The sequence below is a fragment of the Xylophilus sp. genome (genome assembly GCA_009914555.1).
GTDB lineage: Bacteria > Pseudomonadota > Gammaproteobacteria > Burkholderiales > Burkholderiaceae_C > WNDY01.
Genome location: WNDY01000083.1, coordinates 1 through 13116 on the forward strand (window position 1 = coordinate 1; position 13116 = coordinate 13116).

At 67.7% G+C, this 13116-nt stretch carries 15 protein-coding genes and 1 pseudogene; 8 read left to right on the forward strand and 8 right to left on the reverse strand.

From position 1 onward, the window contains the following. Positions 1-262: IS3 family transposase (locus GAK38_RS21705; protein WP_291774508.1), on the forward strand; the 262-nt coding region annotated here is incomplete at its 5' end. Here GAK38_RS21705 and GAK38_RS21710 read toward each other — a convergent pair. From GAK38_RS21710 to guaB, 4 genes and pseudogenes are all read right to left on the reverse strand, one after another. Then, the gene (locus tag GAK38_RS21710) at positions 259-567 is read right to left on the reverse strand and encodes a transposase (protein WP_325347006.1); all 309 of its coding nucleotides are present in this window, start codon (positions 565-567) and stop codon (positions 259-261) included. The genes GAK38_RS21705 and GAK38_RS21710 overlap by 4 nt on opposite strands. A 64-nt stretch (positions 568-631) precedes the next feature. Further along, positions 632-1453 (reverse strand): annotated as a pseudogene (locus GAK38_RS21715) (tyrosine-type recombinase/integrase); the annotation flags it as partial. A 307-nt stretch (positions 1454-1760) separates the two neighbouring features. Beyond that, entirely contained in the window at positions 1761-3380 is a 1620-nt protein-coding gene (gene guaA / locus GAK38_RS21720) for a glutamine-hydrolyzing GMP synthase (protein ID WP_325347007.1), read from the reverse strand. An 85-nt stretch (positions 3381-3465) separates the two neighbouring features. Continuing rightward, positions 3466-4935, reverse strand: coding sequence for an IMP dehydrogenase (gene guaB / locus GAK38_RS21725; protein WP_325347008.1), 1470 nt, complete (start codon positions 4933-4935; stop codon positions 3466-3468). Between the two features lie 59 nt (positions 4936-4994). Between guaB and GAK38_RS21730 the strand changes: the two genes are divergently transcribed. Beyond that, entirely contained in the window at positions 4995-5501 is a 507-nt protein-coding gene (locus tag GAK38_RS21730) for a DUF4124 domain-containing protein (RefSeq protein ID WP_325347009.1), read from the forward strand. Positions 5502-5896: 395 nt separating this feature from the next. Here GAK38_RS21730 and GAK38_RS21735 read toward each other — a convergent pair whose 3' ends face one another. Both GAK38_RS21735 and GAK38_RS21740 read right to left on the reverse strand, forming a co-directional pair. After that, complete coding sequence (locus GAK38_RS21735) at positions 5897-6214, reverse strand: RnfH family protein (protein ID WP_325347010.1); 318 nt, start codon at positions 6212-6214, stop codon at positions 5897-5899. A 34-nt stretch (positions 6215-6248) separates the two neighbouring features. Then, positions 6249-6692, reverse strand: a complete 444-nt coding sequence (locus GAK38_RS21740) for a type II toxin-antitoxin system RatA family toxin (RefSeq protein WP_325347011.1) — start codon at positions 6690-6692, stop codon at positions 6249-6251. 86 nt (positions 6693-6778) lie between these two features. Between GAK38_RS21740 and smpB the strand changes: the two genes are divergently transcribed. Continuing rightward, positions 6779-7258, forward strand: a complete 480-nt coding sequence (gene smpB / locus GAK38_RS21745) for an SsrA-binding protein SmpB (RefSeq protein ID WP_325347012.1) — start codon at positions 6779-6781, stop codon at positions 7256-7258. Between the two features lie 73 nt (positions 7259-7331). Here smpB and GAK38_RS21750 read toward each other — a convergent pair whose 3' ends face one another. Beyond that, on the reverse strand, positions 7332-8450 hold the full coding sequence (locus GAK38_RS21750) for an enoyl-CoA hydratase/isomerase family protein (RefSeq protein ID WP_325347013.1): 1119 nt from the start codon (positions 8448-8450) through the stop codon (positions 7332-7334). A 316-nt stretch (positions 8451-8766) separates the two neighbouring features. Here GAK38_RS21750 and GAK38_RS21755 point away from each other — a divergent pair, with 316 nt between their 5' ends. From GAK38_RS21755 to GAK38_RS21775, 5 genes are all read left to right on the forward strand, one after another. Continuing rightward, positions 8767-9594: a MetQ/NlpA family ABC transporter substrate-binding protein gene (locus GAK38_RS21755; protein ID WP_325347014.1), complete on the forward strand. Its 828-nt coding sequence runs from the start codon at positions 8767-8769 to the stop codon at positions 9592-9594. Further along, on the forward strand, positions 9594-10418 hold the full coding sequence (locus tag GAK38_RS21760; RefSeq protein ID WP_325347015.1) for a MetQ/NlpA family ABC transporter substrate-binding protein: 825 nt from the start codon (positions 9594-9596) through the stop codon (positions 10416-10418). Before GAK38_RS21755 ends, GAK38_RS21760 begins: the two co-directional genes overlap by 1 nt. Next, a complete protein-coding gene (locus GAK38_RS21765) occupies positions 10418-11503 on the forward strand; it encodes a methionine ABC transporter ATP-binding protein (protein ID WP_325347016.1) in 1086 nt (361 codons plus the stop codon). The genes GAK38_RS21760 and GAK38_RS21765 overlap by 1 nt, the downstream gene beginning before the upstream one ends. Continuing rightward, complete coding sequence (locus tag GAK38_RS21770; RefSeq protein WP_325347017.1) at positions 11484-12140, forward strand: methionine ABC transporter permease; 657 nt, start codon at positions 11484-11486, stop codon at positions 12138-12140. The genes GAK38_RS21765 and GAK38_RS21770 overlap by 20 nt, the downstream gene beginning before the upstream one ends. Before the next feature lie 101 nt (positions 12141-12241). Continuing rightward, a complete protein-coding gene (locus tag GAK38_RS21775; protein ID WP_325347018.1) occupies positions 12242-12775 on the forward strand; it encodes a hypothetical protein in 534 nt (177 codons plus the stop codon). Here GAK38_RS21775 and GAK38_RS21780 read toward each other — a convergent pair. After that, a partial coding sequence (locus tag GAK38_RS21780; RefSeq protein ID WP_325344222.1) for a DDE-type integrase/transposase/recombinase occupies positions 12772-13116 on the reverse strand: 345 nt, incomplete at its 5' end. The two genes, GAK38_RS21775 and GAK38_RS21780, sit on opposite strands and share 4 nt — an antisense overlap.

Here is a 13116-nt window from a genome sequence, read left to right on the forward strand (position 1 = left end):
GCGCGAGCACCGCGCCCTGTTGGAGCAATACGCTTTGATCGCCAGCATGAGTGCCAGAGGCAACTGCTACGACAACGCAGCAATGGAGAGTTGGAACCACAGTCTGAAGGTCGAGGCCATCCATGGTGAACACCTCGCCACACGGGAGCAGGCCAAGGCTCATGTGTTTGACTACATTGAGGTTGACTACAATCGGATCCGGCTGCACTCGACCCTGGGCTACCTCAGCCCAGAGCAGTACGAGCTGGCCAATGTCGCTTAGATAGGTGTCCGTAAATCAGGGGCAAGATCAAAGTACGCCGCCGCTTTTTTTAGGAAAGCGTTCTCCTCCTCCAGCCGCGCCACTTCACGTTTGAGCCGTGCATGTTCAGCCAACTCCAAGCGTTGTGCCTGATCGTCCTGGTCGTGCCGCCGCGCCTGGGCGCGCCAACTGTACAGCTGGGCAGGCTGCAACCCCAGATCACGAGCCACCGTGGTTACCCCTTCTGTGGCCGCTCGCAACAGTGCCTGCTGCCTGAACTCCAGGCTGAACTCCTGCCCCTTTCTGCCTGCCTTGCTCTTGGTCATCGTCCACCTCCTATTGCGATAGTTAATCGCTTATAGGGGTGTCCGTGAAACGGGGGCAAGATCACAGGAACACCAGGTGCGGATTGCGCCGCTTCCTCCGCTCCTTCGGGATCGTCCAAAGCGCGTCGCTGAAATTGATCTCGCTCCAGGTCGCGTTGGTCAGCTCGCTCTTGCGCACCATCGTTAACAGCAGCAGCTTGGCCGCCGCCCGAATGGATGGCGCTGTGTCGATGCGCTCCATGTACTGGTACATCAGGCCGATCTCGTCGGGCGTCAGCGCACGGTCGCGCGGCTCGAACTTGGCAATGGTCGTCGGGCGCACCAGCTCGGCCGGGTTCTCGACCTTCTGGCCGCGCTCGATGGCCCAGTGAAAGACCTGGAGCACCACCTCGCGGACATGCACGGCCGTCGCCGGCGCGCCGCGCTCGACGATGGCATCGGTCAGCGCGCGCAGGTCTTCGTGGGTGATCTCCACCAGCTTCTGATTGCCGAACTTCGGCTTCAGCTCGCGCTCGTAGACCGAGCAGCGCATGTCGCGGGTGGAGTCGGCCATCTGGTAGCCGCGCAGCCACTTTTCCGCCCAGGCCCCGAACGTCTCCGCGTCCTTGACGCGGGCCTTGTCCCGCGCCTTTTCCTTGGCCGGTGACTTCCCGGCCGCGACCATCTTCTTGGCCTCGCCCAACCGCTCGCGGGCTTCCGCCAGGGTGATGCCGCCGACACCGTAGCGACCGAAGGTGATGGTCTCCTGCCTACCGTGGATCGAGTAGTTGTAGCGGAACGAGATCGCTCCGGCAGCCGTGACGGCTACATAGAGGCCGTCACGGTCATTCACCTTGTAGAGCTTGTCCTTCGGCTTGAGGTTGCGCAGCTTGGTATCGGTCAACATGGTTCTCGCCCTGATTCAGCCAAAATACCATGATCCAAAAACCGGCCCATCCTGGCGTAAAACAGCAATTAAATCATCGCGTTACGCAACTTCGATACCATAAACATCCTCAAGGTGGCTGCATGGTATCGTCGACTTCTCATGGCATAGAAGCAATCAATGCCATCCATCATGCCATGAAAAAACGGTGCTTGGCGATGCCAAATGTTGCCAGGCGGTGCCGAACGAAACCGTAAAAAAGCCCGCAATGACGCGGGCTTAGGTGTGTTTTCTTGCTACTCGGTGCCAGCCGATGCCAGACGCAGAATCATTCCCACTCGATCGTCGCCGGCGGCTTCGAACTCACATCAAAAGTCACACGGTTGATGCCCCGCACCTCATTGATGATCCGACCTGACACCTTCTTGAGCAGCGCATAGGGCAGTTCAGCCCAGTCGGCCGTCATGAAGTCGGTGGTGTGCACCGCTCGCAGCGCGACCACATAGTCATAAGTGCGGCCGTCCCCCATCACGCCCACGCTCTTGACTGGTAGAAACACAGTGAACGCTTGGCTCGTGAGGTCGTACCAGGTTTTGCCGGTGGCTTGGTCGGTGAAATTGCGCAGTTCCTCGATGAAGATAGCGTCAGCTTCGCGCAACAGATCCGCGTATTCCTTCTTTACCTCGCCCAGGATGCGCACGCCCAGGCCTGGACCGGGAAACGGATGGCGATATACCATGTCGTGCGGCAGACCCAGCGCCACGCCGAGTTCGCGGACCTCGTCCTTGAACAGTTCGCGCAGCGGCTCCAGCAGCTTGAGACCGAGTTGCTCGGGCAGTCCCCCGACGTTGTGGTGGCTCTTGATGGTGACAGCCTTCTTGCTCTTGGCGCCGCCCGATTCGATGACATCGGGATAGATCGTGCCCTGCGCCAGGAAGGTCGCGCCCTTGTGGCCGTTGCCGCTGGCCACGAGCTTGGCGGCCTCGGCCTTGAAGACTTCGACGAACTCGCGGCCGATGATCTTGCGCTTGGCCTCGGGGTCGGCCACGCCGGCGAGCTGGCCGAGGAACTGGGCGCTGGCGTCCACATGCACCACGTGGGCATGCAGCTTGCCGGCGAACATTTCCATCACCGCCTTACCCTCGTCCTTGCGCAGCAGGCCGTGGTCGACGAACACGCAGGTGAGCTGGTCACCGATGGCGCGGTGAATCAGCGCGGCGGCCACGCTCGAATCGACGCCGCCCGAGAGGCCGAGGATGACCTCCTCCTCGCCAACCTGCGCACGGATCGCCGCGACGGCCTCGTCGACGTAGTTATCCATGATCCAGTCGGGCCGCGCGCGGCAGATGTCGAGCACGAAGCGGTCGAGCAGCACCCTGCCCTGCGCCGTGTGCGTGACTTCGGGATGGAACTGCACGGCATAGAAGCCACGCTCCTCGTCGGCCATGCCGGCGATCGGGCAGCTCGGCGTGCTGGCCATGAGCTTGAAGCCCGGAGGCAGCGCGGTGACCTTGTCGCCGTGGCTCATCCACACGCGCAACATGCCGTGGCCCTCGGGCGTGGTGAAGTCGGCGATGTCCTTGAGCAGCGCGGTGTGCCCGTGCGCACGCACCTCGGCATAGCCGAACTCGCGCTGGTGGCCGCCTTCGACCTTGCCGCCGAGCTGCTGGGCCATGGTCTGCATGCCGTAGCAGATACCGAGCACCGGCACGCCGAGTGCGAACACCGCCTGCGGCGCCTTGTCCGTCGTGTCCTCGTACACGCTCGCGTGGCTGCCCGAGAGGATCACGCCCTTGAGGTTGCCATCGGCGGCGTACTCACGCACCCAGTCGCTGCTCACGTCGCAGGGATGCACCTCGCAGAACACGTGGGCCTCGCGCACCCGGCGCGCGATGAGCTGGGTGACCTGGGAGCCGAAGTCGAGGATGAGGATTTTCTGGTGGGGCATGGCGCGGGCGATGGACGGTGAAAAATGGCGAGGCCCGAAGACCGCCTGCAGCGACTTCGGGCCCGTGTGGATTCGCAGCGAGGGATTACTCGGCGCGGTAGTTCGGCGCTTCCTTGGTGATATGCACGTCGTGCACATGGCTCTCGCGGATGCCGGCAGCCGTGATCTCGACGAACTCGGCCTTGTCGTTCATCTCCTGGATGGTCGCGCAGCCGCAGTAGCCCATGGTCGCACGCAGGCCGCCGGCCATCTGGAAGACGATGGAGACCATCGAGCCCTTGTAGGGCACGCGGCCTTCGATGCCTTCGGGAACCAGCTTGTCGGCGTTCGGGTTGCCGGTGGTCGACTCCTGGAAGTAGCGGTCGGCGCTGCCCTGCTGCATGGCGCCGATAGAGCCCATGCCGCGGTAGCTCTTGTAGCTGCGGCCCTGGTACAGGATGACCTCGCCCGGCGCCTCCTCCGTGCCGGCGAACACGCCGCCCATCATGACGGTCGATGCGCCCGCTGCGATGGCCTTGGCGATGTCGCCCGAATAGCGGATGCCGCCGTCGGCGATCAGCGGCACGCCCGTACCCTTGAGCGCGGTGGCCACGCTGTCGACGGCCATGATCTGCGGCACGCCCACGCCGGCGACGATGCGGGTGGTGCAGATGGAGCCGGGGCCGATGCCGACCTTGACGCCGTCGGCACCCGCCTCGGCCAGCGCCAGGGCAGCCGCGCCGGTGGCGATGTTGCCGCCGATCACATCGACCTTGGGATAGTTCTGCTTGACCCAGCGCACGCGGTCGATCACGCCCTTGCTGTGGCCGTGGGCCGTGTCGACCACGATGGCGTCGACGCCGACCTTGACCAGCGCCTCCACGCGCTCCTCGGTGCCGGCGCCCACGCCGACGGCCGCGCCCACGCGCAGGCGGCCCGAGGCATCGCGTGCGGCATTGGGGAAGGTGGTCTGCTTGGTGATGTCCTTGACGGTGATGAGGCCCTTCAGCTCGTCGTTGCCGTTGATGACCAGCAGGCGCTCCAGGCGGTGCTTGTTCAGCAGCGCCTTGGCCTCCTGCAGCGTGGCGCCGTCGCGCACGGTGATCAGGCGCTCGCGCGGCGTCATGATCTCGGAGACCTTGACGTCGTAGCGCGTCTCGAAGCGCAGGTCGCGGCTGGTCACGATGCCAACCACCCGGCCGCCATCGACCACCGGGAATCCCGAGATGCCGAGTTCCTCGGACAGCTGCGTCACCTGCAGCACGGTGTGGTCGGGCGTGATGACGACCGGGTCGCGCAGCACGCCGGACTCGTAGCGCTTGACCTTGGCCACCTGGGCGGCCTGCTCCTGCGCCGTGAGGTTCTTGTGGACGATGCCGATACCGCCCTCCTGCGCGATCGCGATGGCCAGACGGGCCTCGGTGACCGTGTCCATCGCGGCGGACACGAGCGGCAGGTTCAGGGTGATGTTGCGCGAGAAGCGGGTCGCTAGGGACGTGTCCTTGGGCAGGACCTGGGAGTACGCTGGCACCAGCAACACGTCGTCGAAGGTGAGCGCTTTTCCAAGTAGGCGCATGTGAAAGCTCCAAAAAAAGGATTGTACCCGCGTGGCCTGCAGCGGGTTAGACTGCGCGGATGCGCACCTCCCGACTCCTGCTCGTCGCCACTGCAGCGACCCTCGCGGCTCCGCTCGCGCTGGCCCAGTGGCAGTGGATCGACAAGGACGGCCGCAAGGTGTTCAGCGACCGGCCGCCGCCGCCCGACGTGCCGCAGCAGAACGTGCTGCGCCAGCCCCACCAGCGCGCTCCTACCGCGGCGGCTGCGCCGGCCGCCAGCGCCGCCTCTGCCCTGCCCAAGCCCAGCGGCAAGGACAAGGAACTCGAAGAGAAGAAGCGCCAGGCCGACGAGGCCGAGGCTGCGAAAAAGAAGGCCGAGGAAGAGCGCATCGCCCGCGCCCGCGCCGAGAACTGCGAGCGCGCGCGCCAGGCCAAGGCCACTGTCGATTCCGGCATCCGCATTGCGCAGCTCAATGCGCAGGGCGAGCGGATCATTCTGGACGACCAGGCGCGCGGCGCCGAGGCACGGCGTGCGCAGGAGGTGATCGCCAGCGACTGCGGCAAGGCGCCTGCCGCTCTGCAATAGCCGCCATCCCGGCACGCGGCGGCTGTCGGAATGGCCATGCGGAGTCGCCTGCATACGGCATCCGGGCCGCGAAGATGTGCCCGTCCACCCAACGGGCCCCTTCGGTTGTATTGCACGTCCTCTCCTGTGCTGCGGTGAAGAAAGCGGCATGGCTCGGTGGGGCCGCAGGGATTGCGGCCGGCAGCGAAGACGGGCAGGCGGCCCTCGGCCGGTACGGCCGTGCCACCCACCAGGTCGGGCCCCGTGGAACGTCCGGTTGTCGCCCGCGCTGCCCAGGCGGATCGCCGAGCTGGGAGAGGCCATCCTCGACACGGTGCGGGCAAGCGCGCCTGCTGACCGAAGCCGGCCACGGCTGCGCCCCTGGGCGGCCGGCCGGCCCGCCATGCAGCGGCCAGTCAGTCTTCGGCTGCGGCCGGCCTGGGAGGGCCGTCGCGGTGCGCGCACAGCCCCGGCGCGCGGGAGCCTTGCGCACGAAAGCGCTGGCGCCGCGCGACCTTCGGATCCACTCGCAGCGGCCGGCACAGCTCGATGCGGTCGCCATCGCGCAGCGGCTGGCCCGTCGCGGCCGCGCGGCCCCAGATGCTCGCCGCGGCGTCCGCGGCCTCCGACTGCGCCTGCAGGCCGCTGGCGCGGAGGGCATCGGCCACGGTGGCGCCGGACGGCAGCGCGACCAGCCGCTCCTGCACCGTGCGCGGCACCGGCGACCAGACCACTGTGACCTGCAGCGCCTGCGCGCCGGCACCGTGCTCAGCTGCTATAGACCTGCTCGGCCCGCTTGACGAAGGCCTCGACCAGCGTGGAGGCGATGCGGTCGAACGCCGGGCCCACCAAGGTGGACAGCGCTAGGCTGTCGAAGCCGTAGCGCAGGTCCAACTCGACCTTGCAGGCCCGCTCGCTGCCGTCACCCACGGGCAGGAAGCGCCATTCGCCTTCGAGGTTCGAAAAAGGCCCCTTGACCAGCGTGAGCGTCACGCGGCGGCCCGGCACGTGGGTGTTGCGCGTGGTGAAGCTCTTCTTGAGGCCCGCGAACGAGATGCCGACCTCCGCCGTCATGCCCTCGGCATCGGTTTCGAGGACGGCGGCCCGGTCGCACCAGGGCAGGAACTCGGGGTAGCGGGCCACGTCGGTGACCAGCGCGAACATCTCCTCGGGTGCATACCAGATGAGGGCGGACTTGTTGACTGTTTTCATTTCATAGAATGGAAGGCTATGGGCGCCGCGCTCCTCCATTGTAGGGAGCCCTTCCATCCTGCCGCGGCGGCCCCATCTGCCCTCCCATGTCTACCAAGAAAAAGACCGAGACCCCTGCGCGCATCGCCGACAACAAGAAGGCGGCCTACAACTACTTCTTCGAGGAGCGCTTCGAGGCCGGCATGGTGCTGCACGGCTGGGAGGTCAAGGCCCTGCGCGATGGCAAGGTGCAGCTGACCGACGGTTATGTGATCGTGCGCGACGGCGAATTGTTCATCGTCGGCTGCCAGATCAACCCGCTCAAGACCGCCTCCACCCACGTCAACCCCGACGCGGTGCGCACCAAGAAACTGCTGCTGAAGAAGGACGAGATCCGCCGCCTGATCGGCAAAGTCGAGCAGAAAGGCTACACACTCGTGCCGCTCAATCTGCACTGGAAGGGCAGCCTGGTGAAGTGCGAATTCGCGCTGGCCAAGGGCAAGGCCGAGCACGACAAGCGCGACACCATCCGCGAGCGCGATGGCAAGCGCGAGGTCGAGCGCGCCATGAAGGTGTACCACCGCTGAGCACAAGCGATGGGTATACTGCCGCAGCGGTTTCAATCCGTCCACTGTGGCGCTGCTGAGCTGGGAGTATCGGTCAGCCGCCGGCCAGCCAGCGCAGCGGATGTGCATGTGCCGGCCAGGGGCTGGCGAAGAACGCAGCCACCGCCTCGGCTGGCACATCCTCGATGCGCGCTGGGTTCCAGCGCGGGCTGTGGTCCTTGTCGACCACCAGCGCGCGGATGCCCTCGATCGTCTCGCTCTGCCCCGGCCGCAGGAAGAAGCAGTGGCGCACCAGACCGCGCTCCATGCGCAGGTCGCCGGCCAGATCCAGCGCCCGGGCGCGGCGGATCTGCTCCAGCACCACGTGCAGCATCAGCGGCGAGCGCTTGCGCAGCACGGCGGCCGTGGCATGGGCCCAGTCGCCAGCGTCCGGCCGCTCCAGCGCGGCGACGGTGGCCGGCACGCTCTCCAGCGCGAAGAAGCGGTCGATCCGCTCGCGCGGCGCGCTGCCCTGCCCTGCGGCCGTGTCACCGTGCTGCGCGAGCCAGCCTTCCACCGCGGCGGCGCCGGCGAAGTCCTGCGCGCCCAGGCCGTCCCACAGCACCGGCAGATCGGCCGAGGGCACCACCGCATCGGCCAGCCCGTAGGCCAGCGCGTCGGCGCCGCCGATGGTCTCGCCGGTCAGCGCCAGCCATTCGCCCACCCGGCCCGGCGTGCGGCTCAAGAAGTAGCCGCCACCCACGTCCGGGAACAGGCCGATGGCCGTCTCAGGCATGGCCATCTTCGTGCGCTCGGTCACGATGCGCCGCGATGCGCCCTGGCCGATGCCCATGCCGCCGCCCATCACGATGCCGTCCATGAAGGCGACGTAGGGCTTGGGATAGACGTGGATCAGGTGGTCGAGCGCGTATTCCTCGGTGAAGAAATCCTCCAGCGCCGGGTCGCCCTGGCTGCCGGCGCGGTGCAGGAAGCGGATGTCGCCGCCGGCGCAGAAAGCGCCGAACGGCCCGTCCCGGCCGGCCCCGCGCACCGCCACGGCCAGCACCTGCGGGTCGTCGCGCCAGGCCAGCAGCCATCCGGTGAGCGCGCGCACCATGCCCAGCGACAGCGCATTGAGCGCCTTGGGCCGGTTCAGCGTGAGAAAGCCGGCGCGCCCCCGCACTTCGGCGATGACTTCGGGCTCGGCAGCGATGGGAGTGTCGGTGGCGGACATGCGGCGATGGCTCCTCGGTGGATGTCGAGATTGGATACTGGCGGGTGTTAACGTGGCTTTCCGTTGCATCTTGCCTGCTTCAAGCCCATACCCCTGATGTGACTGCCGGCCCGATGCGACCGGCGGCCAGCGGCCAGCGGCCAGCGGCCAGCGGCCAGCGGCCAGCGGCATTGTGCCGTGGCCGCCGCGCGCCCGCTGTCCTACACGGCACACGGCGGCTAGTCGCCGCCCGCATTTGCTAGCGCAAAAAGGTTCATTGGGCGGTGCGCCGGCCCTTCCTACACTGGCGTCGCTCCAACCAGACAGGGATGACGACATGCACAAACGCGACCTTCTCCGCTCTTTCGGCCTTGCGCTGGCCGCGGCCTCCGGACTGCCCGCCACCGAGGTGCTGGCCCAGTCCGGCGCTGCGCCCCAGACCCTGCGCGTGGGCGTGCGCGGCGGCGTGGACGAGGAGATCTGGGAGGTGGTCCTCCCGGTCGCCAGGCGCAACGGCCTGAACGTCAAGCCCATCGTCATCACCGGCAGCGCCAGCCCCAACGAGGCACTCAACAACGGCGACCTGGAAGCCAACTCGTTCCAGCACATCCCGTTCCTGCGCGACCAGATCCGCCAGCGCGGCTACAGGCTGGCCGACGTGGGCCATACCTACATCTCGCCGATCGCCTTCTATTCGAAGAAGTACAAGCGCTGGGCCGACCTGCCGGCCAACGCCAAGCTCGGCATACCGAACGACCCCAGCAACCAGACCCGCGCGCTCGTCATCCTGCGCGACCAGGGCGTGCTCACGCTGCGCGACGGCTTCGACCCCTTCACCGGCACGGCCACGCTGGCCGACATCACCGGCTACCAGAAGAAGGTGCAGCTGATCGAGGCCGCCTCGGTCGTGCTGGCACGCTCGCTCGATGATGTCGATGCCTCGGCCATCGTCAACACCTTCGCCTACCAGGCCGGCCTGATCGCCACGCGCGACGGCCTCGCGGTGGAGAAGAAGGAGAACAACCCCTACGTCAACATCATCGCGGTGCGCGAGCAGGACCAGGCCGCGCCCTGGGTCAGGCCGCTGGTGGCTTCGTACCAGTCGGAGGAAGTGCGCAGGTTCATCCTCTCGAAGTACCAGGGCTCGGTGGTGCCGGCGTTCTGATGGCGGCGCGCGACACACTCAACAGCCGCCGCGCCGCGCTCGGTGCGATCGCTGCTGCCGCTGCGCTCGCCGGCGCTCTGCCGGCACGGGCCGCACAGAAGATCCGCGTGGGCATCCGCGGCGGCATCGGCGAGGAACTCTGGGCCGAGGTCGCCCAGATCGCCAAAGGCCGCGGGCTCGACTTGCAACTTGTCGTGCTCGGCGGGCAGGTCAGCCCGAACGAGGCGCTCAACAACGGCGACCTTGAGGCCAACGCCTTCCAGCACGTCCCGTTCCTGCGCGACCAGATCCAGCAGCGCGGCTACAAAATCGTGTCGGTCGGCAACACGCTGATCGCGCCGATCGCCTTCTATTCGAAGACCTACAAGTCGCTCGAAGCCCTGCCGGCCGGCGCGCGCGTCGGCATTCCCAACGACCCGAGCAACCAGACCCGCGCGCTCGTGATCCTGCGCGACCACGGCCTCATCGCGCTGCGCGACGGCTTCGATCCGTACACGCAGACGGCCGGGCTGGCCGACGTCAAGGCCAACCCGCGCCGGCTGCAGCTGGTGGCAAGCGCCTCGGCCGTGCTGGCCCGCGCGGTGCAGGACCTGGACGCCGCAGCCGTCATCAACACCTTCGCCTACCAGGCCGGCCTGCTGGCCACGCGCGACGGCATCGCGATCGAAAAGAAGGAGAACAACCCCTACGTCAACATCATCGCGGTGCGCGAGCGCGACAAGGACGCACCGTGGGTCCGGCCGCTGGTCGAGTCGTTCCAGAACGAGCGCATCCGCCGCTTCATCGAGACGAAGTACGAGGGCACGCTGATCCCGGCGTTTTGATGGCGTCCACGGTCCCCCCGGCGTCCTGGATCTTTTTCGACCAGGTCGCCAAGCAGTACCCCGGCCACGGCGGTGGCGCGCCGGTGCATGCGCTGCACGGCGTGAGCTTCGCCGTCGCGCGCGGCGAGGTCTTCGGCATCATCGGCCGCAGCGGCGCCGGCAAGTCCACGCTGCTGCGCACCATCAACGCGCTGGAGTTGCCCACCGGAGGCCGTGTCACCGTCGACGGCACCGACGTGGCCACGCTCGGCGAGGATGCGCTCGTCGTGCTGCGCCGGCGCATCGGCATGATCTTCCAGCACTTCAACCTGCTGTCGGCCAAGACGGTGCGCGACAACGTCGGCCTGCCGCTGAAGGTGGCCGGCGTGCGGCCCGCGCGCATCCGCGAGCGGGTGGGCGAGCTGCTGGAGCTGGTCGGCCTGGCCGACAAGGCCGAGGCCTATCCGGCCCAGCTCTCGGGCGGGCAGAAGCAGCGCGTGGGCATCGCCCGGGCCCTGGTGCACGAGCCGCAGGTGCTGCTGTGCGACGAAGCCACCTCGGCGCTCGACCCGGAGACCACCCAGTCCATCCTCGCGCTGCTGGCCGACATCAACCGCACGCTCGGACTCACCATCGTGCTCATCACGCACGACATGGCGGTGATCCGCGAGGTGTGCGACCGGGTGCTGGTGCTCGACGGCGGGCGCCTGCAGGAGATCGGCGAGGTCTGGCGCGTGTTCGGCGCGCCGCAGGCCGAGGCCACGCGCGCGCTGCTGCGCCCGCTGCAGCACGACCTGCCGCCGGACCTGGCTGCAGCATTGCAGCCGGCACCGCCCGCCGACGGCCGCGCCGCGCAGGCCGTACTCAGCGTCGGCTTCGCCGGCGGCGCCCGGCCGCAGCAGGGCCTGGCGCTGGTCACGCTGGCGCAGCTGGGCCCCGGCGCCACGCTGCTGCACGGCGGGCTCGACCGCATCCGCGGCCATGCGCAGGGCCGGCTGCTGCTGGGCCTGCCGGCCGCGCAGCTCCCCCTTTCCACCGACGGGCTGCGGGCGACGCTCGCGGCCGACCATATCGAGATACTCGGCTATGTCGCTGCCAGCGATTGACCGCTACGTCGAAGCGCTGCTGCAGACGCTGTTCATGGTGTCGGTCGCCTCGGTGATCGCCATCGCCAGCGGTCTGCTGATCGCCATCGTGCTGACCGTGACCGCGCCGGGCAGCCTGTATCCACGGCCCAGGCTCAACCGCGGGCTGTCGATCGTGGTGAACATGTTCCGTGCGATCCCGTTCATCATCCTGCTGGTGGCGCTGCTGCCGGTCACGCGTGCCATCGTCGGCACCACGCTCGGCACCTGGGCCGCGATCGTGCCGCTGTCGGCCAACCTGATCCCGTTTTATGCGCGCATCGCCCAGGTGAGCCTGGGCGGCGTGGACCCGGGCCTGGTCGAGGCCGCGCGCGCCATGGGCTGCAGGCGCCGGCAGATCGTGCGCCACGTGCTGCTGCCCGAGGCCCTGCCGGGCATCATCGGCGGCATGACGGTCAGCGTGATCGCGATGGTCAACGCCTCGGCCATGGCCGGCGCCGTCGGCGCAGGCGGGCTCGGCGACCTGGCGATCCGCTACGGCTACGAGCGCTACGAGACGCGCGTGGTGTTCGAGGTCATCGTGATCCTGGTCGCGCTGGTGTCGGCGATCCAGTTCGCCGGCGAGTGGCTGGCGCGGCGGTTCGACCACCGGCGCTGAGGACATGCCGGGGCCGCGCTCCGCGATGCGCCACTGGCCTACACGCGCGACGCGCCGCGCGTCCTACATTCGGCGCCATCGTTTCTGCCGGAGACCTTCCCATGCCCGCCACCGCCTCCTTCCGCCGCACCGCCACCGCGCTCGGCGCCATCGCCCTTGCCGCGACCACGGTGCTCCACCTGCCCCTCGCCCAGGCCGAGCCGGCCGCGTCGCTCGACGACCCGGCGCTCTACGGTCCGAACCCGCGGCTGCCTCAGCCCGAGAAGTCGCTGGTGCCGACGCTGCACGTGGCCCCGGCCCGGGGCTGGCCCGCGGGCCGGACGCCGCGCGCGGCCGAGGGCCTGGCGGTCAGGGCTTTCGCGCAGGGGCTGCGGCATCCGCGCTGGATCTACGTGCTGCCGAACGGCGATGTGCTCGTGGCCGAGAGCGACGCACCCACGCCGCAGGAGAAGGAGAAGACCACGCCCAAAAAGCTGGTGCAGGGCGCCGTCATGAAGCATGCCGGCTCCAAGACGCCGAGCGCCGACCGCATCACGCTGCTGCGCGATGCCGACGGCGACGGCGTGGCCGAGGTCAAGACGGTCTACATCGAGAAGCTGACTGATCTTGCCCCTGATTTACGGACACCTATCTAAGCGACGTTGGCCAGCTCGTACTGCTCTGGGCTGAGGTAGCCCAGGGTCGAGTGCAGCCGGATCCGATTGTAGTCAAACACATGAGCCTTGGCCTGCTCCCGTGTGGCGAGGTGTTCACCATGGATGGCCTCGACCTTCAGACTGTGGTTCCAACTCTCCATTGCTGCGTTGTCGTAGCAGTTGCCTCTGGCACTCATGCTGGCGATCAAAGCGTATTGCTCCAACAGGGCGCGGTGCTCGCGCGAGCAGTATTGGCTACCACGGTCAGTATGCACGATCACTCCCCGAGGCCGATTGCGAGCAAACAGCGCCATGCGCAGCGCGTCGCAAACCAGCGTAGC

What these genes read in the sequence shown, in the direction of transcription:
- GAK38_RS21710 (WP_325347006.1), bottom strand. Translation starts at nt 567, where the DNA reads ATGACCAAGAGCAAGGCAGGCAGAAAGGGGCAGGAGTTCAGCCTGGAG.
- guaA (WP_325347007.1), bottom strand. Translation starts at nt 3,380, where the DNA reads ATGCCCCACCAGAAAATCCTCATCCTCGACTTCGGCTCCCAGGTCACC.
- guaB (WP_325347008.1), bottom strand. Translation starts at nt 4,935, where the DNA reads ATGCGCCTACTTGGAAAAGCGCTCACCTTCGACGACGTGTTGCTGGTG.
- GAK38_RS21730 (WP_325347009.1), top strand. Translation starts at nt 4,995, where the DNA reads ATGCGCACCTCCCGACTCCTGCTCGTCGCCACTGCAGCGACCCTCGCG.
- GAK38_RS21740 (WP_325347011.1), bottom strand. Translation starts at nt 6,692, where the DNA reads ATGAAAACAGTCAACAAGTCCGCCCTCATCTGGTATGCACCCGAGGAG.
- smpB (WP_325347012.1), top strand. Translation starts at nt 6,779, where the DNA reads ATGTCTACCAAGAAAAAGACCGAGACCCCTGCGCGCATCGCCGACAAC.
- GAK38_RS21750 (WP_325347013.1), bottom strand. Translation starts at nt 8,450, where the DNA reads ATGTCCGCCACCGACACTCCCATCGCTGCCGAGCCCGAAGTCATCGCC.
- GAK38_RS21755 (WP_325347014.1), top strand. Translation starts at nt 8,767, where the DNA reads ATGCACAAACGCGACCTTCTCCGCTCTTTCGGCCTTGCGCTGGCCGCG.
- GAK38_RS21760 (WP_325347015.1), top strand. Translation starts at nt 9,594, where the DNA reads ATGGCGGCGCGCGACACACTCAACAGCCGCCGCGCCGCGCTCGGTGCG.
- GAK38_RS21765 (WP_325347016.1), top strand. Translation starts at nt 10,418, where the DNA reads ATGGCGTCCACGGTCCCCCCGGCGTCCTGGATCTTTTTCGACCAGGTC.
- GAK38_RS21770 (WP_325347017.1), top strand. Translation starts at nt 11,484, where the DNA reads ATGTCGCTGCCAGCGATTGACCGCTACGTCGAAGCGCTGCTGCAGACG.
- GAK38_RS21775 (WP_325347018.1), top strand. Translation starts at nt 12,242, where the DNA reads ATGCCCGCCACCGCCTCCTTCCGCCGCACCGCCACCGCGCTCGGCGCC.